The sequence below is a fragment of the Xanthomonas sp. NCPPB 1067 genome (genome assembly GCF_020783795.1).
Taxonomy (GTDB): Bacteria; Pseudomonadota; Gammaproteobacteria; order Xanthomonadales; family Xanthomonadaceae; genus Xanthomonas; species Xanthomonas melonis.
Genome location: NZ_JAJGQG010000011.1, coordinates 73,241 through 91,708, shown reverse-complemented (window position 1 = coordinate 91,708; position 18,468 = coordinate 73,241). Strand labels below are relative to the sequence as shown.

The 18,468-nt window shown below is 67.6% G+C and carries 14 protein-coding genes and 1 pseudogene; 6 read left to right on the top strand and 9 right to left on the bottom strand.

Going from position 1 to position 18,468, the window contains the following annotated elements; translation table 11 throughout:
- Positions 1-22 precede the first annotated feature (22 nt).
- Positions 23-681: pseudogene (gene tagK, locus LL962_RS10730) on the top strand (transcriptional regulator TagK).
- A gap of 138 nt (positions 682-819) precedes the next feature.
- Here the strand turns inward: tagK and LL962_RS10725 are convergent.
- Positions 820-1,266 (bottom strand): universal stress protein, encoded by a 447-nt coding sequence (locus LL962_RS10725; protein ID WP_104587802.1) that lies wholly within the window; start codon positions 1,264-1,266, stop codon positions 820-822.
- On the opposite strand from LL962_RS10725, the gene LL962_RS10720 reads away from it, so the two are divergent.
- Complete coding sequence (locus LL962_RS10720; protein WP_146092381.1) at positions 1,259-1,564, top strand: hypothetical protein; 306 nt, start codon at positions 1,259-1,261, stop codon at positions 1,562-1,564. The genes LL962_RS10725 and LL962_RS10720 overlap by 8 nt on opposite strands.
- 427 nt (positions 1,565-1,991) lie before the next feature.
- On the opposite strand, the gene uvrD is transcribed toward LL962_RS10720, so the two are convergent.
- The 4 genes from uvrD to LL962_RS10700 all read right to left on the bottom strand — a co-directional run bounded on the left by uvrD (position 1,992) and on the right by LL962_RS10700 (position 8,897).
- Entirely contained in the window at positions 1,992-4,178 is a 2,187-nt protein-coding gene (uvrD, locus tag LL962_RS10715) for a DNA helicase II (protein ID WP_228316880.1), read from the bottom strand.
- 328 nt (positions 4,179-4,506) lie between these two features.
- Positions 4,507-5,943, bottom strand: a complete 1,437-nt coding sequence (locus LL962_RS10710; protein ID WP_228316879.1) for an FAD/NAD(P)-binding protein — start codon at positions 5,941-5,943, stop codon at positions 4,507-4,509.
- Positions 5,944-6,154: 211 nt separating this feature from the next.
- On the bottom strand, positions 6,155-7,573 hold the full coding sequence (gene cls, locus LL962_RS10705; RefSeq protein ID WP_104587806.1) for a cardiolipin synthase: 1,419 nt from the start codon (positions 7,571-7,573) through the stop codon (positions 6,155-6,157).
- Positions 7,574-7,586: 13 nt separating this feature from the next.
- Positions 7,587-8,897, bottom strand: coding sequence for a LysR substrate-binding domain-containing protein (locus LL962_RS10700; protein ID WP_228316878.1), 1,311 nt, complete (start codon positions 8,895-8,897; stop codon positions 7,587-7,589).
- Positions 8,898-8,998: 101 nt separating this feature from the next.
- Here LL962_RS10700 and LL962_RS10695 point away from each other — a divergent pair, with 101 nt between their 5' ends.
- The 3 genes from LL962_RS10695 to LL962_RS10685 all read left to right on the top strand — a co-directional run bounded on the left by LL962_RS10695 (position 8,999) and on the right by LL962_RS10685 (position 12,239).
- A complete protein-coding gene (locus LL962_RS10695; RefSeq protein WP_228316877.1) occupies positions 8,999-9,670 on the top strand; it encodes a 4-carboxy-4-hydroxy-2-oxoadipate aldolase/oxaloacetate decarboxylase in 672 nt (223 codons plus the stop codon).
- A complete protein-coding gene (locus LL962_RS10690) occupies positions 9,663-10,718 on the top strand; it encodes a 4-oxalomesaconate tautomerase (RefSeq protein ID WP_228316876.1) in 1,056 nt (351 codons plus the stop codon). Before LL962_RS10695 ends, LL962_RS10690 begins: the two co-directional genes overlap by 8 nt.
- Positions 10,719-11,216: 498 nt before the next feature.
- Complete coding sequence (locus LL962_RS10685; protein WP_228316875.1) at positions 11,217-12,239, top strand: amidohydrolase family protein; 1,023 nt, start codon at positions 11,217-11,219, stop codon at positions 12,237-12,239.
- Positions 12,240-12,576: 337 nt separating this feature from the next.
- Here LL962_RS10685 and rpmG read toward each other — a convergent pair whose 3' ends face one another.
- The 3 genes from rpmG to LL962_RS10670 all read right to left on the bottom strand — a co-directional run bounded on the left by rpmG (position 12,577) and on the right by LL962_RS10670 (position 16,552).
- Positions 12,577-12,744 (bottom strand): 50S ribosomal protein L33, encoded by a 168-nt coding sequence (rpmG, locus tag LL962_RS10680; RefSeq protein WP_002809462.1) that lies wholly within the window; start codon positions 12,742-12,744, stop codon positions 12,577-12,579.
- Between the two features lie 13 nt (positions 12,745-12,757).
- Entirely contained in the window at positions 12,758-12,994 is a 237-nt protein-coding gene (gene rpmB, locus LL962_RS10675) for a 50S ribosomal protein L28 (RefSeq protein WP_002809459.1), read from the bottom strand.
- A gap of 345 nt (positions 12,995-13,339) precedes the next feature.
- The gene (locus LL962_RS10670) at positions 13,340-16,552 is read right to left on the bottom strand and encodes an efflux RND transporter permease subunit (protein ID WP_228316874.1); all 3,213 of its coding nucleotides are present in this window, start codon (positions 16,550-16,552) and stop codon (positions 13,340-13,342) included.
- Positions 16,553-16,713: 161 nt separating this feature from the next.
- On the opposite strand from LL962_RS10670, the gene LL962_RS10665 reads away from it, so the two are divergent.
- Positions 16,714-16,914, top strand: a complete 201-nt coding sequence (locus LL962_RS10665) for a hypothetical protein (protein ID WP_228316908.1) — start codon at positions 16,714-16,716, stop codon at positions 16,912-16,914.
- Between the two features lie 259 nt (positions 16,915-17,173).
- Here LL962_RS10665 and LL962_RS10660 read toward each other — a convergent pair whose 3' ends face one another.
- Positions 17,174-18,445 (bottom strand): efflux RND transporter periplasmic adaptor subunit, encoded by a 1,272-nt coding sequence (locus LL962_RS10660; protein ID WP_228316905.1) that lies wholly within the window; start codon positions 18,443-18,445, stop codon positions 17,174-17,176.
- Between the last annotated feature and the right edge of the window lie 23 nt (positions 18,446-18,468).

Genomic DNA, 18,468 nt, shown 5'->3' with positions numbered 1-18,468 from the left:
TTCGTGAAAGGCGCGTGATGGGTTGCCGCCGCTTTTTTCGGTTGATCCAGGGACAGGCCCCGGGGAGTGGGCCGGAGGCAGCACCACATGAGCATGGGTTACTACAGCGCCATCGTTCCGCAGGCGTGCGCGACCATGGACGCGCAGACGCCGTTGATGATCGATCTGCTGGCATACATCGAACAGCATATCGGCGAAGCCGAACTCGGCACCGATTCGCTGCAGCAGGCATTCGCGCTCTCGCGCGCCTCGTTGTATCGGCTATTCCAGTCGCGCGGCGGGGTGGCCAGCTATATCCGCGAGCAGCGGCTGTGCACTGCGCATCGCTATCTGCAGGCCTATCCGGACTGCAGCCTGACCTGGCTGTTGTATGAGATGGGGTTCGCCTCGGAGCGGCAGTTCCAGCGGGCCTTCCAGCAGCGCTTCGGCATGCCGCCGATGCAGTGGCGACGCCAGTGCCGCGCCAGGCCGCACGCACCGGCGCCGCGCCGCGGCCACTACATGCCGATGTGGCGTTTCATGCGCGAGCTGAGCCAGGACGCACCGGCCCCGACGGCTGCCATACCGCGTAACGGTGTGTCAGCCAGCCACGGCGCGCCGCTGGTGCACGCCGAGGCGCTGCGCCGGCTGGCACGGCCGGCGCAGAACACGGCGGCCCGAGTGGAATCGATGGACGCCTGAGCGCTGGTTGGGGCGCGCTGCGTTGGAGCGCGCCTGCATGCGCAATGGAGCGGGTCGGCAGCGCCCCGTCGCCCCTCTACGCTGGATCTGCAGGCAACCACGGTGCGACGCTCCTGTTGGCACCGCAGGGTCGCTGCGTCAGCGGATCACCAGCACCGGGATCGTGCTGTGGGTCAGCACCTCCACCGTCTGGCTGCCCAGCAGCATGCGCCGCATGCCGCGGCGGCCATGCGAGGTCATGATGATCAGATCGCTCTTGCACTCCTCGGCGGTCTGCACGATGCCTTCGGCCGCGAAGCGGTCCAGCACGTGGCGCGCGTTGGCCTTGAGGTTGGCGGCGGCCGCCAGCTCCAGCGCCGGGCGCAGGATCTTCTCGGCGGCCGCCTCGCGCTCCTTGCGGTATTCCGGGCTCGCCTCGTATCCCACGCTCCAGCCCATCGCGTCGTACATGCCCATTGCCCATGGCTCGGACACGGTCACGATATCCACGCTGGCCCCGGTGGCCTTGGCCAGTTCCAGGCCCTGGAACAGCCCCCGATGCGAAAGCTCGGATGCATCGATGGCGATGAGAATGCGTTTGTACATGATGACCTCCTGCAAGGCGGCATTGCTGCCGATGGGTGAGTACACGGTGGCATATGCGGGTGTGCGCGACCTTGATGCGGATCAGTGCGGCGATCGCGGCGGCATGCGCTGGCGTGGCGCAGATGTGCTCGCTGCTGCTTGGTTCGTGGCGCTGTGGCTGTATCCGTTGACTGCGTTGGCGACAACGTCGACAGCAGGGTGTCATGGGTGCAATGGGCAATGCATCGAGCGATGCACCAATGGGCTGCGGGGCGCATGCGACGCGGACGATCCATGGCGCGATGCCATGCCGCCATGACCGCACATCTGCCCGGGATTGCCGCCGGATGCTGACGCGGCCGTGCAGGGTGCACGCCGGCGCACCCGCTAGCCGTGCCAACAGGTCAGACCGGCGCGGCGACCCGGGTACCGATGCGAACGAAGGCCTCCACCCCATCCGCCCTTCGGGCACCTTCCCCCGCAAGCGGAGGAAGGAGGCCATACGGGTGTACGGCGAGGTGCATGTCTTACACGCGCGGGAAATCACACGAACACGCGAGTTTGCCCCACTCCCGCCCGCGGAAGAGGGGGGTGAGGGCACGACTGCGGCGGGGAGATTTCAACGGCCGGCTGGCAGTGTCATCCCAGGCGCTACCTGTTCCCAATGCAGGGACGGTGAAAGCTTGTTCCAGCGCAAGCAACGTCCATCTTTCGAGACGGCACGGCACCGCCGGAAGCAAACCCGGCTACACCACCGTCAGGTTCGCGTAGGCCATCACCAGCCACTTGGCACCGACGTCGTCGAACTGCACCTGCACCCGGGCATGCGCGCCGGCGCCTTCGTAATCAACGACCACGCCGCCGCCGAACTTGGGATGCTCGACATTGGCGCCGAGCTTGATCGGTGCCGTCTCCACGATGCCATGCACCGGGCCGCCGCGTGCCGCACCCAGCGATGCGGTGCGCGAGACCTGTACCTTCGGGCGGACTTCGTTGAGCAGCTCACGCGGAATCTCGCGCAGGAAGCGCGAGGGCACGTTGTAGTTGTCCTGGCCGTGGATGCGCCGCGATTCGGCGTAGCACAGCACCAGCTTCTGCCGCGCGCGGGTAATGCCCACATAGGCCAGGCGGCGCTCCTCTTCCAGCCGGCCGCTTTCCTCCAGCGAGCGTGCACTCGGGAACAGGCCGTCTTCCAGACCGACCAGGAACACGATCGGAAACTCCAGGCCCTTGGCCGAATGCAGCGTCATCAACTGCACGCCGTCCTCGCCGGCCTGCGCCTGGCCTTCACCGGCCTCCAGCGAGGCGTAGGCCAGGAACGCGACCAGTTCGGTCATGCCCTGGCTGTCTTCGTCGTCCGGCCGGGTGAAGCGCGAGGCCACCGAGACCAGTTCGTCCAGGTTCTCGGTACGCGATTCCGAATCCAGCCCACCGCGACTTTCCTTGGCCCAGTGCTCGCGCAGGCCCGAGCGCACCAGCACGTGGTCGATGCGTTCGGCCAGGTCCATCTGCCCGGTCTCGGCATGCAGCTGGCCGACCAGGCTCAGGAAGCCGGCCAGGGCGTTGCGCGCGCGCGCGGCCAGGCTGTTCTCCTGCGTGGCCAGCATCGCCGCTTCCCACAACGACAGCGCATTGGCGCGCGCCAGCCGGCGTACTTCGTCCAGCGTACGGTCGCCGATGCCGCGCGTGGGCGTGTTGACTGCGCGTTCGAACGCGGCGTCGTCGCTGCGGTTGGTGAGCAGGCGCAGGTAGGCCAGTGCGTCCTTGATTTCGGCGCGCTCGAAGAAGCGCATGCCGCCATACACGCGGTACGGCAGCTGCTCGGAGATCAGCGCCTCTTCCAGCGCGCGCGACTGCGCGTTACTACGGTACAGCACCGCCACTTCGCCATAGCTGCCGCCATCGCGCACCCATTGGCGCGCGCGCTCGACCACGTAACGCGCTTCGTCCACTTCGTTGTAGGCCGCATACAGATCGATCGGATCGCCGTCGCCCGAATCGGTCCACAGCTGCTTGCCGATCCGGTCGGGGTTGTGCGCGATCACCGCATTGGCCGCGCCCAGGATATTGGCGCTGGAACGATAGTTCTGCTCCAGCCGCACGGTCTGCGCGCCGGGGAAGTCCTTCAGGAACTTCTGGACGTTCTCGACCTTGGCGCCGCGCCAGCCATAGATGGCCTGGTCGTCGTCGCCCACCACGAACACATTGCCCGATTCACCGGCCAATACGCGCACGAAGGCGTACTGGATGGCGTTGGTGTCCTGGAACTCGTCCACCAGGATTTCGCGAAAGCGCGCGCGGTAATGCGCCAGCAGCGCCGGGGTATCGCGCAGCAACTCGTGCGCCCGCAGCAGCAGCTCGGCGAAATCCAGCAGGCCGGAGCGGTCGCAGCGTTCCTGGTAGGCGGCGTACACCTGCCGGCGCACCTCGGTCCAGTCGTCGTTGGGCTCGGGCTGGATGTGTTGCGGACGGCGGCCTTCGTCCTTCTGCTCGTTGATCCACCAGCTCATCTGCTTGGGCGGATACTTGCCTTCGTCCAGCTCCAGCGCCTGCACCACGCGCTTGACCAGCCGCAGCTGATCGTCGCTGTCCATCACCTGGAAGCCTTCCGGCAGCCGCGCATCCTGCCAGTGCAGACGCAGCAGCCGGTGCGCCAGTCCATGGAAGGTGCCGATCCACATCCCGCGGCTGCCGTTGCGCAGCTGCAGGTCGGTGCGGTGGCGCATTTCGCCGGCGGCCTTGTTGGTGAAGGTCACCGCGAAGATGCCGTGCGGAGGCACGCCCTGGACTTCGTTGAGCCAGGCGATGCGATGGATCAGCACGCGCGTCTTGCCGGAGCCGGCGCCGGCCAGCACCAGGTAATGCCCCGGCGGCGCGGAAACGGCCTCGCGCTGGGCGGGGTTCAGATGATCGAGCAAATGAGAGACATCCACCGGCGCATTTTACCGGTTGTGACGTCGCTGCGGCTGAGATTGCGATGAAGGGGTTGGGATTGCTGCCCCATCCGCCCTTCGGGCACCTTCCCCCGCAGGCGGGTGAAGGCAGGATAGTGGTTGCTCTGCCGCCTGCCAGAGAAGGCGGGGCGCTGATTGTTTTACCGCCTGCAAGAGCGCAGGCGGATGCTCGCCGTGGCAGAGCCCCTCTCCCGCCGGGAGAGGGGTTGGGGTGAGGGTCCGGGGCGAAGCAGTGGTCGCGTCACCTCTGCAGGCGCGTGGCGACGCGTTTATCAGTGCAGAGACTGGCGACTCTCTGCGGCGCCCCTCATCCGCCTCTTCGGGGCACCTTCTCCCGAGCGGAGAAGGGAACAACGCCCGGCATTACCAACACATCCCGCGCAATCGCCGCTGCCTGCTCGCGCAATTCCGGCACCGCCAGGCTCTCCCACAGCGAGCCGATGCGCAGGCTGCCGATCACGCGCAGCCGCGCATCGGCCCGCCCTTCGGCATCGATCAGGCTGCCGTCGGCAGCGGTGTCCATGCCGATGCCATGCGGGCCGGCCACCGCGATCCCCTGCCCCAGCAGCTGCTGCAACAATGGATTGCGCATCGCCTGCACGCGCATTTCCACGCCGGTGGCGTTGACCAGCGTCTGCACATCCAGCTGCAAGGCATGCCCGGCGCTGGCGGCACCGGCACTCACGCGGACGCAGGCGCCCACTTCGAAGGCCACGTCCAGCCGCGCGCGGTGCAGCTGCAGTTGTCCACGCGCCTGCATCGCCTGCAGTTGCGCATACACCGGCGCGGCGATGCGGTGGCGGTGCACATCCCAGTAGCGCACCACATGCCGCAGGAAACGGCGCTGATCGTCCAGCGACAGCGTCTGCCACAGCGCCTGACTCAACGGACGGATCCGCTCCATCACGCTTTGCCACGGCACCCCTTGCGCCCCTGCCTCACGCGCCTGCTGGCGCAGGCGGCGCAGGCGTGCGCGTAGCGGCAAGCCCAGCAGCGGTTGCGGGTCGAAGTCGGCCAGCGCGCCATGCGCATGCGGCAATGGCAGCAGGCCGTGCCGCGAGACCACATGCACCGCGCCGCGGTGCGCCTGCGCAGCCAGCGTCACCACGGTGTCGGCCATGCTCAGGCCGGAGCCGACGATGCAGACTGCGGCCTCCGGCGGTAACGCCGCCACCGCCCCGGTGTCCCAGGCTTCCACCCGCTGGGTGCCCGACAAGCCTGTGGCGCCGCGCACCGGCAGCGGCCGCAGCGCGTTGCCCACCGCCAACACCACCGCGGCAGCCAGCACCGTGTGTCCATCGTCCAGCTGCAACAACGCACCGGTGGCGCTGGGTTGCAGGGTCTGCACGCGTGCGGTGTGCACACGCAGGGTGGCCGGGCTGGCACCACGTGCGGCCTGCAGGCGATCGCGCAGATACGCTGCGTAATGCCTGCGCCCGACGAACTGCAGCGGCAGCTGTGCATCGTCCAGCTCCGCGCAACATCCCTGCATGCGCAGGTAGTCGACGAAATCCTGCGGCACATCCACCAGCGCACTCATGCGGCCGGCCGGTACGTTCAACAGGTGCTCGGGGCGCGTGGTGGAATACGCCACGCCCTCGCCCAGCACCGCATGCGGTTCGATCAACACGATCTGCACCGGTGTGGTCGCCTGCTGCAACAGCTGCACTGCCACCAGCACACCGGATGCGCCACCGCCGACGATGGCGATCACCGCGTCGCCGGAATTGTGCAGTTCACTCATACCGCAAGTGTAGGCGATGCCTGCGTCGCGCCGATGACCGCTGCGCGACCGGACATACGCCTGGCAGCAGCCGTCACGCCTGCTGCCGGACGCATCCGCCGGCGCAAGCGCGGCCACGCTCCGGGCCTGGCAGGCGCCGTGGCTGCCAGCACTGCAGGAAGACCAGGAGCCGCCGCCAATCGACCCATCAGCCCGCAGTGCCCGCGCCAGCTCACATCAACGCATCGGCCAGCCGCGCAATGCCTTCGCGGCTGCGGCGCCAGGCAGGGCGGCGGCGCCACTGTTGCAGATCCAGCTGGCGTGCGTTGTCCAGATAGTCCTGCTCGATCTGGCGCAACCGCTGCACCACACCCCGGTCGTAGCAGAGCAGGCCGATCTCGGCATTGAGCGCGAACGAGCGGATGTCCAGGTTGATCGATCCGACCAGCGCCATGTCCTCGTCCACGCTCAGGTGCTTGGCATGCAGGAAATGCGGGCGGTACAGCGCGATCTTCACTCCGCAGCGCAGCAGCTCGTCGAAGTAGGCGTCCTGGGCCCAGGCGGCCAGCCACTGGTTGTTGCGCTCGGACAGGATCAGCTGCACCTCCACGCCGGACACCGCCGCGATACGCAGCGCGCTGAGCAGGGCCTCATCCGGCACGAAGTACGGCGTGACCAGCACCACCCTGCGCCGTGCCAGATGGATCACCGCATTGATCGCATCGCGTGCGTTCTCGAACGGATAGGCCGGCCCGCTGGGCAGCAACTGGGTTGCGATATTGGCCTGGCAGACCGGCGCGTCCGGCCACACGTCCAGGCGCTGCCCGGTTTCGGTGAACCAGTCGCTGGCGAACACCGCTTCCAGATGATTGACCACCGGCCCGCGCACGCGTGCCACCAGCTCGCGATTGGGCACCCCGTCGATGAAGCCGGCCTCGGCCAGATTCTGCGAACCGACGAACCCCACCTGGTTGTCGATCACCGCGATCTTGCGGTGGTTGCGCAGATCCATGCGCCCGCTGCGACGCCAGCGCAGGCCACCGGGCAATACCTCCAGCACCTCGATGCCACCGGCCCGCAGGCGTTTGCGATACCGCCGCAGACCGCGCTTGGCGCCCACCGCATCGAGCAACACGCGGCAACGCACGCCGCGGGCCTGTGCGCGTTCCAGCGCCGCAGCCACCGCCTCGCCCACCGCGTCGTCGAACATCAGGTAGTACAGCAGGTGCACCCGCTTGTCGGCCGCATCGATCGCCGCGATCAGGGCCTGCAACGACTGCGCATAGTCGTCGAGCAGTTCCACCGCATTGCCCAGGGTCGGCATGAAATCGCCCTGCCGCTCGACCAGCGGCACCACCTCGGCGCTGCTGGTGCCCGCCGGCGGTGTCCAGCGCAGCGCATGCAGCGGCAGCTGTTGCTCGCGGATCACCTGGGAGGCGGTGGCCTGCCGCTCCACGCGCAAACGCGACAACCACGGATGGCCGAACAGCAGATACAGCGGCAGGCCGACCACCGGCACGAATCCGATCAACAGCAGCCAGCTGCGTGCCGCTCCCGGCGTGGTGCGCGCAGGAATCCAGAACAGGGCCGCCAGGCGGATCGTCCAGTCCAGCGCCAGCAGCCAGGTTCCGCTCACCCAGTCGGGCAGCATCGGCACTCCAATCTCATGAGGAAGCCGATTCTGACCCGGCCGGGCGTGAACGCAAGGGCGGCTCGGCCGCCGGCATGGCGCAATGGCGGAAGGGTCCTGCATGTGCGTCGGCCGGCTGCACGCGCTCGGCGCAGACCTGCCGCAACATCTGCACGAACACCGTCTGCGCACGCGTGGGATGCCAGTCGCTGCGGGTGGTCATGCCGATCTGGCGGCGCAGCTGCGGCCCGGCACGGCCGATCTCGCACAGCAGTCCGGCGCGGCGCTCGAACAGGAACTGATCGCGCGACATCAGGGTCAGCCAGTCGCCGTCCAGCAACAGCCCGCGCACGGTGAGCTCGGCCCCGCATTCCATGCGCAGCGGCGGCGGCGTCAGCTGGTGGTCGCGGAACATGCGCTCCCAGCGTTCGCGCACCGGTGTGCCGGCGGCAGCGATCACCCATGGATACTCCAGCAAATGCGCGAATGTGTAGGGTCGCGCCGCCAGCGGATGCCCGCTACGTGCCACGATCACCGGCTCGTCGTCGAACAGCGGCTCCTGCACGACATCGCCGACCGGCAGGCGCTCGCGCAACGCGCCGATCAGCAGATCCAGCCCGCCCTCGCGCAGATGCCCCAGCAAGGCTTCATACGGCCCCTCCACCACGCCGATGCTGGCGTCCGGATGTGCCCGCGCGAACCGTGCCAGTACCTGCGGCAGCAGGATCGCCCGCGCCAGCGGCATCACCCCCAGAACGATCCGGCCTGCGTGCTGCGATCGCAGCGCGGCCACCTCGTCGAGCGCGGCGCGCACTTCGGCCAAGGCCAGGCGCACCTGCCGCAACAGCCGTTCGGCGACCGGTGTGGGTTGTACCGCCTTGCCACGGCGTACCGTCAGCGCCACCCCGATCACGTCGGCCAGCGATTGCACGGCGCGGTAGATCGCCGGTTGCGACACGCCGGCACGCGCCGCCGCCAGCGAGTAGCTGCCGGCAGTCTCCACTGCCACCAGCGCCTGTAACTGCCCCAACGACACCCGTCGTTCCAGCCCCGGGTGGGCCGGCAACCGCAGCGCACGCCGGGCCACCGCGATGCCCCGGCCCAGGTGCGCCAGCGCGCGCTCGATACGCGGCACCACCAGCAAGGCCGCCTCGGTGGCCTGCATGCCGCCCGGCTGTCTCTCGAACAGGCGCACCCCCAGCTGCTGCTCCAGCCGCGCCACCGCCTGGGTCAGGGCCGGCTGCGACAGGTTCACCTGCGGCGCAGCCGCACTGATGCTGCCCAGCCGATGCACCACGACCAGGGCATACAGATGACGAAGATTCGGGCCGGCATGTGGAGGCATGCTCTAACTATAAGCAAAATCAATGTGCATACCTCAAATGTAGCTTGAGCTGTCTAGCGATGCGCGCACAGACTCGCCACAACGCTAACGAGGATGGATGGATGAGCGAGGTCGTCACCCAGGTCCAGCGCACGCCTGTCGCCATCGTCGACGGCCTGGCACAGGCCGGCGTGGCCACGGTGCATGAGGTACAGGGTCGCAGCGGGCTGCTGCACCACCGTTTGCGCCCGATCTATGCCGGCTGCCGGGTGGCGGGCACGGCGATCACCGTCTCGGTGCCGCCAGGCGATAACTGGATGATGCATGTGGCCATCGAACAGCTGCAGCCCGGCGACGTGCTGGTGGTGGCGCCCACCAGCGATTGCTGCGATGGCTATTTCGGCGACCTGCTGGCGACCTCGGCGCAGGCGCGCGGCTGCCGCGGGCTGATCATCGATGCCGGCGTCCGCGACGTACGCGATCTCACCGCGATGCAGTTCCCCGCCTGGAGCCGCGCCATCTGCGCGCAGGGCACCATCAAGGAGACGCTGGGTTCGGTCAACGTACCGCTGGTGTGCGCCGGACAGCTGGTCCAGCCCGGCGATGTGGTGGTGGCCGACGACGACGGCGTATGCGTGGTGCCGCGCGCCAGCGCCGAAGACGTGCTGGCCGAAGCGCGGGCGCGCGAAGCGCGCGAGGCGCTCAAGCGCGAGCGGCTGGCGCGCGGCGAACTGGGCCTGGACATCTACGCCATGCGCGAACGGCTGGCAGCCAAGGGCCTGCGCTATGTCTGAGCGCGTCCGCGCGATGTGGATGCGTGGCGGCACCTCCAAGGGCGGCTTCTTCCTGGCCGAGGATCTGCCCGGCGAGGCGAGCGCCCGCGACGCCTTCCTGCTGCGCGCCTACGGCTCTCCGGATCTACGCCAGATCGATGGCATGGGCGGCGGCGATCCGTTGACCTCCAAGGTGGCGGTGGTGTCGCGCTCGGCGCGCGCCGATGCCGACGTGGACTATCTGTTCCTGCAGGTGGCGGTGGACAAGGCACAGGTCAGCGACGCACAGAATTGCGGCAACCTGCTGGCCGGCGTCGGCCCCTTCGCGCTGGAACGCGGCCTGCTGCCGGCGCGCGATGGCAGCACCGAGGTGCGCATCTTCATGCGCAACACCGGTACCCTGGCCACCGCGAGCGTGCAGACGCCCGGGGGCCGGGTGCGCTACGACGGCGACACCCGCATCGACGGAGTGCCCGGCACCGCCGCGCCCGTCGCACTGGCATTCGCCGATATCGCCGGCTCCTCCTGCGGCGCGCTGCTGCCCACCGGGCGCGCGGTGGATGTGCTCGACGGCGTGCCGCTCACCCTCATCGACAACGGCATGCCCTGCGTGGTGCTGCGCGCCAGCGACATGGGAATCAGCGGCTACGAGGACCGCGCCACGCTGGATGCCGATGAGCCGCTCAAGGCGCGGCTGGAATCCATTCGCCTGCAGGCGGGCCCGTTGATGCGGCTGGGCAATGTCGACACGGCCACGGTCCCGAAGATGATGCTGGTGGCCGCACCGCGCAACAGCGGCGCGATCAGCGTGCGCTCGTTCATTCCGCATCGTTGCCACGCCTCCATCGGCGTACTGGGCGCGGTCAGCGTCGCCACCGCCTGCCTGTTGCCCGATTCGCCCGCGCATGCGCTGGCGCAGCTCCCCGGTGGCAGTACGCAACAGCTGGAGGTGGAGCATCCCAGCGGTGCGAGCGGCTGCATCATCGAATGCGATGCGTCGGGCGCGGTGGTACGCGCAGCGGTGGTCAGGACTGCGCGCAAACTGTTCGATGGTGAGCTGTTTGGATGACCGCGCTGACCAGCGCGCAGGTGCAGCCAGAATGCCCGCCCGGCCTGCGGCAACAGGATGCGGCACGCGCCGTCTGCGGCCCCGATCCTCGATGCGCTGCCCTGCGTTGTCTCCATTCCCCTGCAAGATGACGCGCCTGCCGCCCCGCAGAGCAGATGTCGGGGCGGCGCCTTCCAGCGCAGCCGGGCGTTACCGCGATGGCCGCCAGGACCCATCTGCGGATCCACTGGATGGCTAGGGCAGCTCCGCTGGTGCGCCCGAAGGCCGGTGCAATGACCGCAGCCTGCGATGCGCAGGCGCAGGCGCAGGCACGGCAGACACGCCATGGCGCGCGTCTGGCGGCCATCAGGCCGCACCTGCCGATGGGGCGATCCCCGCCGGTGCCGCGCATCGACCGCGCGCCTGGTGGCCATATGGCAGGCGCGTCGGCCCCTGCCCATCGCACGCCTGCGTGCTGCGGCGCATCCGCGTCTTCTCCATCACTGCACGAGTAGCGCCATGATCATCGACTGCCACGGTCACTACACCACCGCGCCCGCTGCGCACGACGCGTTTCGCAAGGCGCAGATCGCGCATTACCGCGATGCCGCGCTGCCGGCGCCGGTGTATCCGCACATTTCGGACGACCAGCTGCGCGAGAGCGTCGAGCAGCACCAACTGCGCCTGTTGCGCGAACGCGGCGCCGACATGACGATTTTCTCCCCACGCGCCAGCACCATGGCCCATCACATCGGCGACGAGGCGGTGAGCCAGGTGTGGACGCGCCACTGCAACGACCTCATCGCGCGCGTGGTGCAGCTCTACCCGCAGACCTTCATCGGCGTCTGCCAGCTGCCGCAGTCGCCGGGCGTGTCGATCGCCCAGTCCATCGCCGAGCTGGAACGCTGTGTCGGCGAACTCGGCTTCGTGGGCTGCAATCTCAACCCGGACCCGTCCGGCGGCCACTGGACCGGCGTGCCGCTGACCGATCGCGCCTGGTATCCGTTCTTCGAGAAGATGGTGGAACTGGACGTGCCGGCGATGGTGCATGTGTCGGGCAGCTGCAACTCAAATTTTCATGCCACCGGCGCGCATTACCTCAATGCCGACACCACCGCCTTCATGCAGTTCCTCGAAGGCGATCTGTTCAGCGATTTCCCCGACCTGCGCTTCATCATCCCGCACGGCGGCGGCGCGGTGCCGTATCACTGGGGCCGCTTCCGCGGCCTGGCCGACATGCTGGGCAAACCGCCGTTGGCCACCCACGTCATGCGCAACGTGTTCTTCGATACCTGCGTGTATCACCAGCCCGGCATCGACCTGCTGTTCGAGGTGATCGACATCGACAACATCCTGTTCGGCTCGGAAATGGTGGGCGCGGTGCGTGGCATCGACCCGCAGACCGGGCATTACTTCGACGACACCAAGCGCTACATCGATGCCTTGGCGATATCCGATACCGACAAACGCAAGGTGTTCGAAGGCAACGCGCGGCGCGTGTACCCGCGGCTGGACGCGCAGTTGCGCGCGCGCGGGCTTTGACGGCGGCGTTGCACGGCGCGCTTCCTGTGATTGCTCCCTTCTCCCACTGGGAGAAGGTGCCCGTAGGGCGGATGAGGGTGCGCCTCGGAGATCTACCATCACCTGTCATGACAAACGCGTCGCCACGCGCCATCAGACCTGAATCACCGACTGCTTCACTGCCCGCCCCGTACCCTCACCCCAACCCCTTATCTCTTGGCGATCTGCCAGATTAGGCGTCGAGAGGCGGCGTGGTCGACCGATAACTCCTCTCCCGGGTGGGAGAGGAGCTCGATACAAACGCAAACACCCGCCTTGCGGCGGGTGTTTGCCCGGATGCAGATCGGTAATCGATGGATTACTTGATCTTGCCTTCCTTGTACATCACGTGCTTACGCACGACCGGGTCGTACTTCATCATTTCCATCTTCCCCGGAGTGTTCTTCTTGTTCTTGTCCGTGGTGTAGAAGTGGCCGGTAGCGGCCGAGGAAATCATACGGATCTTGTCACGCTTGCCTTTTGCCATGACTGTTTACTCCTCAGACCTTTTCGCCGCGCGCGCGCAGCTCTTTCAGAACGGCATCGATGCCGTTCTTGTCGATGGTGCGCAGTGCATGCGCGGAAACACGGAGCTTGACCCAGCGGTTCTCGCTGGCGACCCAGAAGCGGCGCTCGTGCAGGTTGGGCAGGAAGCGACGACGGGTTCTGTTGTTGGCGTGGGAGACGTTGTTACCCGTCTGCACACGCTTGCCGGACACTTGGCATACGCGGGACATTGCGCACCTCGATGAAGTTTGGTGTCTTCCTTAGCCAGGAAAACGGCGGCCCCGACAGCGCCAGGCTGCCACGCAACGTTGGGAATCAATCACTTACCGCTGGAACAGGCCGGCACCCCATCGCGTTGGGTGCCGCCATCCGGAGCGATCCGGGCACAGCGAGCCGCGTATTATGCACGGCAATCCCTTGTGCCGCAAGCACTTGGAGCGATTGACCGAAACCGGGCGAGCAGTCGACAGGAGCAGCGGGGCGGCGCGCGCAAGCCGCAGCACGGGGCAGAGATGCCGATCCCTGGCACCGGCTGCGCTCGTCCGGCAGCCGCGCAGCCATCCTGCCAGCCGCGCTCAGCCCTGCCTGCGGTACGCGCCCTCGACCGGTTCAGCCCGGCGTCCGGCCCGCTGCCGATGCAACCATCGATACAGCACCGGCAACACCAGCAAGGTGAGCAGGGTGGAGGAGACGATGCCGCCGATCACCACCGTGGCCAGCGGGCGCTGCACCTCGGCGCCGGCGCCGACATTGAACGCCATCGGCACGAAACCCAGCGCCGCGACCAGCGCGGTCATCAGCACCGGCCGCAGGCGGGCCAGCGCACCCTCGCGCAGCGCCTGCTCCAACGGCAGGCCCTCGGCGCGCAGGCTGCGCACGAAGGCGATCATCACCAGGCCATTGAGCACCGCCACGCCCGACAGGGCGATGAAGCCGACACCGGCCGACACCGACAGCGGCAGCCCGCGTATCGCCAGCGCCACCACGCCGCCGGTCAGCGCCAGCGGCACGCCGCTGAACACCACCACCGCATCGCGCAGCGATCCGAACGACCAGTACAGCAGGGCGAAGATCAGCAGCAAGGTGCCCGGCACGACCCAGGCCAGGCGCTGCCCGGCGGAGATCAACTGCTCGAAGGTACCGCCGTAGCCGACCCAGTAACCGGTAGGCAGCGCGACCTCGGCCTGCACGCGCTGGCGCAGCTCGGCCACGAAGCTGCCCAGATCGCGCTCGCGCACGTTGGCGGTGATCACGATGCGGCGCTTGCCGTCTTCGCGATTGATCTGGTTGGGACCCAGCACGGTCTGGATCCTGGCCACCTCGCGCAGTGGCACGGCGGTCGGTTCGCCACTGCGCCAGCCGGCCGCGCGACTGGATTCGTCGGCATCGGTGCGCTCGCCATCGCCGCGCAGCGGGATCGGCAGGTCGGCCAGGGCGGCCGGATCCTGCCGAAGGTCTTCGGGCAGGCGCACCACGATATCGAAGCGGCGGTCGCCCTCGAACAGTTGCCCGGCCTGCTGCCCGCCCACTGCCGCAGCCACGGTGTCCTGCACCACGCCAGGATTGAGCCCATAGCCGGCCAGGGCGACGCGATCCGGCACCACCGCCAGCATCGGCAGGCCGCTGGCTTGTTCCAGGCCGACATCGGCTGCGCCCGGCACCGTGCGGGCGATCGCCTGCACGCGCTGGCCCAGCGCGAGCAGCGTGTCCAGATCGTCGCCGTAGACCTTGATCGCCACATCCGCACGCACGCCGGAGATCAGCTCGTTCATGCGCATCTGGATCGGCTGGGTGAACTCGTAGTTGTTGCCCGGTAACTGCTTCACTGCCGCCTCGATCTCGGCCAGCAACTGCGCCTTGGGCTTGCGAGGGTCCGGCCATTGCGCGCGCGGATGCATGATCAGGAACGTGTCGGCCACCGACGGCGGCATCGGGTCGGTGGCCACCTCGGCAGTGCCCAGCTTGCCGAACACATGCGCCACTTCCGGGAACTGCTTGATGCGTTTCTCCAGCGTGGATTGCATGGTGATGGCCTGTTCCAGGCTGGTGCCGGGAATGCGCAAGGCATGCAGCGCCACATCGCCTTCGTCCAGGTTCGGAATGAATTCGCTGCCCAGCCGCGTGGCCAGTAGCGCGCACGCCACCACCGTTGCCAGCGCCGCCATGCCGACCCAGCGTCCGTGGCGCAGCGTGCGATCGAGCAGGCGCGCGTACACCCTGCGTGCCCCGCGCATCGCGCGGTTGTCGTGCTCGGCCACCTTGCCGCCGAGCAGCAACGCAATGGCGGCCGGCACGAAGGTCAGCGACAGCAGCATCGCGCCGGTCAGTGCCAGCACCACGGTGATCGCCATCGGGTGGAACATCTTGCCTTCGATGCCGGTCAACGCGAATACCGGCAGATACACTGCGGTGATGATGCCCAGCCCGAACAGGCTGGGGCGGATCACCTCGGCGGTGGCCTCGGCGGTAAGTTCGAAGCGCTCCTCACGCTGCAGCACGCGCCCCAACCGCGCCTGCGCCTGCCCGAACCGGCGCAGGCAGTTTTCCACGATGATGACCGCGCCATCGACGATCAGGCCGAAATCCAGCGCGCCCAGGCTCATCAGGTTGCCCGACACGCCACCGCGCACCATGCCGGTAAGGGTGAACAACATCGCCAGCGGAATCACGGCGGCGGTGATCAGGGCCGCGCGTACATTGCCCAGCAGCAGGAACAGCACCACGATCACCAGCAACGCGCCTTCGATCAGGTTCTTGGCGACGGTGACGATGGTGCGGTCCACCAGTGCGGTGCGATCGTAGACCGGCACCGCCTGCACGCCGGCCGGCAGGCTGGCGTTGGCGACCTTCAAGCGCTCGGCAGCGGCCTGCGACACGGTGCGGCTGTTGGCGCCGACCAGCATGAACACCGTGCCGAGCACCACCTCGGTACCGTCCTGCGTGGCCGCACCAGTGCGCAATTCACGGCCCTCGCCCACCTGCGCCACATCGCGCACGCGGATCGGCACGCCTTGCCGCCGGTCCAGCACGATCGCCCCGATCTGCGCGATGTCGTCGACCTGCCCCGGCACCCGCACCAGGAACTGCTGGCCGTTGCGTTCGATATAGCCGGCACCGACGTTGCGGTTGTTCGCCTCCACCGCCCGCGCCACATCGTCCAGCGTGAAACCCAGTGCGACCAGGCGTGCCGGATCCGGGGTGATATGGAGTTGCCGCGCGTAGCCGCCGATGGTGTTGACCTCGGTCACGCCAGGCACAGTGCGTAGCTGCGGCCGCACCACCCAATCCTGCAGGGTGCGCAGATCGGTCGCCGTCCACGCCGTTCCATCGGGTTTGCGCGCATTGGGCTTGGCCTCCACGGTGTACATGAAGATCTCGCCCAGGCCGGTGGCGATCGGCCCCAGCTGCGGCTCCAGCCCGGCCGGCAATTGCGACTTGACCTGCTGCAGACGCTCGGCCACCTGCTGCCGCGCGAAGTACAGATCGGTTCCATCGGCAAACACGGCGGTCACCTGCGACAACCCGTAGCGCGACAGCGAGCGCGTGGACTCCAGACCGGGCAAGCCCGCCAGCACCGTCTCCAACGGAAAGGTCACCCGCTGTTCGGATTCCAGCGGCGAATAGCCCGGCGCCGCGGTATTGACCTGCACCTGCACGTTGGTGATATCGGGCGTGGCATCGATCGGCAGGCGTGTAAAGCTCCATGTCCCGATCGCAATCAAGACCCCTGTCAACGCCAGCATCAACCAGCGCTGTGCGATCGCAAAGCGAATGACGTGGGTCAGCATGACAGGCCCCTCCCTGCGAACCTGACATCACACTGCGCAGCGCGCGCGCCCCGCCGTGCCAACGACCCATAGCACCGCCTCCCAACCGCGGCGCGGCGCAACACCCCAAACCAACCTCCGCCAACCCACCAGCACCAGTGCCAGCACCAGCACCAGTGCCAGTGCCGTTGCCGTTGCTGTTGTTGTTGCTGTTGTTGTTGCTGTTGTTGTTGCTGTTGTTGCTGTTGTTGTTGCTGTTGTTGTTGTTGTTGTTGTTGTTGTTGTTGCTGTTGCTGTTTGCTTTCGGGCCCCCATACCGCAGCGGCAAGGCCGGCAGATACGACCCGCAGGGCGGCGCGCAGGGATGCGCGCCGTTTTTGTAGGGGACATGGATGTCCCTTACAAAAATTTCTGCTGGACTTGCGAACCCGGAGCGCCGCAGGCGCGGAGGGCGCGAGGACGGGGTGTGCTTTCTTTTGGTTACTTTTCTTTGCACAAGCAAAGAAAAGTAACTCGTGCCCGACAGGGCGCGAAAGCCTTTGCTCTAGCCCGACAGGGCGCGAAAGCCTTGGACGTGGCGCATCCCCCTGCACCCAACAAACGCCCTTACTCGACAACGCAATGCCACCCAAACCAACGTGCTCAATGATCATGCGACGCCCCCGACTTTTCGATGTCGGCCTTCACCAGATAACTCTGCTCCACCACCACCGTCTCGCCCGGCGACACCCCCGACACCACTTCCACCTGCTGCGCATCGCGCGCACCCAGCCTCACCGGCCGCGCCTCGTACACATCGCCCACCCGCACGAACACCACGTCCCAGTCGCCAAAGCGCTGCAACGCCCCCACCGGCACCACCATCGCTGCCGGCTGCTGCGCCACCGTCACCCGCGCCTTCACCGCAGAGCCAGGCCGCCACAACCCATCGCTATTGCGCAGCACCGCGCGCGCCACGGTGCTCTGGCTCGCTGTCGCAGTGCCCGGCAATACGCGCTCCAACGTGGTCTGCGCCACCACACCATCGCTGATGCGCGTGACCGTCACCGGTGCGCCGGCGGTGATGTGCCCGGCGTCGGCGCCGAAGATGTGCAGATCCACCCACAAGGTGGACAGGTCGGCGATTTCGAACAGCGCCTGGCCTTCGCTGGCAGTGCTGCCCAGGCTGATAGTGCGTGCCAGCACGGTGCCGCCGATCGGCGCGGTGATCGTGTACGTGGTCAGGCTCAGGTTGCTTTCCACCGTGGCCAGCACCTGCCCGGCACGGACCTGATCGCCGACATTGACGCGCAGGCTGCGCACCGGGCCTGGGAAACGCGCGGTGGCCTGCGCCTGCGCGCCTTCGGCCGGCGTGAGCAGGCCCTGCACTTCGTGCTGATCGGCGATACTGCCGGCACCGACTGTCGCTACCCGAATGCCCGCCTCCTGCGCGATCGTCGATGCGATGGTGGTGCGCCCCTCGTAGCTGGGATAGCTCCATCGATGCGTCTTGCCCTGCACGGTGGCGCGCACTTCGACATCGAACGAATGCGGCTCACCCACCTCACTGGTGGCCAGCAGGCTGCCGTCGGTATGCGCGCGCAATGGATAGATGTCGACCTTACCGCCCAGCCGCGTGGTCTTGATCTCCACGCTGCCGGCGCTGGCCGGCAAGGGTTTGCCATCGCGATACAGCCAGGCCTGGAACGTCGGCGGGCGGCCGTCTTCGGCGATCGCAAGCTCCACGCTGTCACCATCCTGGCTGAGCAGCCGGCCGCCGTGCGCGCCTTTGGCCGCCTCGTCGGCATGATCGCTGCCGCCCTCTTCGCTGTGTCCTGCCTCGCCGCCCGCATGGGCATGGCCGTCTTCTTCGGTGCGGCCGCAACCGCCGAGCAGCAGCGCCAGCAGCAGTGGCGCAAGAATGGAGTGCGTCATCGATGGAAATCCTCTGGAAGGCC

Excerpts from the sequence above, each read along its gene's own strand:
- LL962_RS10725 (WP_104587802.1), bottom strand. The coding sequence starts at position 1,266 with ATGTACAAACGCATTCTCATCGCCATCGATGCATCCGAGCTTTCGCAT.
- LL962_RS10710 (WP_228316879.1), bottom strand. The coding sequence starts at position 5,943 with ATGAGTGAACTGCACAATTCCGGCGACGCGGTGATCGCCATCGTCGGC.
- cls (WP_104587806.1), bottom strand. The coding sequence starts at position 7,573 with ATGCTGCCCGACTGGGTGAGCGGAACCTGGCTGCTGGCGCTGGACTGG.
- LL962_RS10700 (WP_228316878.1), bottom strand. The coding sequence starts at position 8,897 with ATGCCTCCACATGCCGGCCCGAATCTTCGTCATCTGTATGCCCTGGTC.
- LL962_RS10695 (WP_228316877.1), top strand. The coding sequence starts at position 8,999 with ATGAGCGAGGTCGTCACCCAGGTCCAGCGCACGCCTGTCGCCATCGTC.
- LL962_RS10690 (WP_228316876.1), top strand. The coding sequence starts at position 9,663 with ATGTCTGAGCGCGTCCGCGCGATGTGGATGCGTGGCGGCACCTCCAAG.
- LL962_RS10685 (WP_228316875.1), top strand. The coding sequence starts at position 11,217 with ATGATCATCGACTGCCACGGTCACTACACCACCGCGCCCGCTGCGCAC.
- rpmG (WP_002809462.1), bottom strand. The coding sequence starts at position 12,744 with ATGGCAAAAGGCAAGCGTGACAAGATCCGTATGATTTCCTCGGCCGCT.
- rpmB (WP_002809459.1), bottom strand. The coding sequence starts at position 12,994 with ATGTCCCGCGTATGCCAAGTGTCCGGCAAGCGTGTGCAGACGGGTAAC.
- LL962_RS10670 (WP_228316874.1), bottom strand. The coding sequence starts at position 16,552 with ATGCTGACCCACGTCATTCGCTTTGCGATCGCACAGCGCTGGTTGATG.
- LL962_RS10660 (WP_228316905.1), bottom strand. The coding sequence starts at position 18,445 with ATGACGCACTCCATTCTTGCGCCACTGCTGCTGGCGCTGCTGCTCGGC.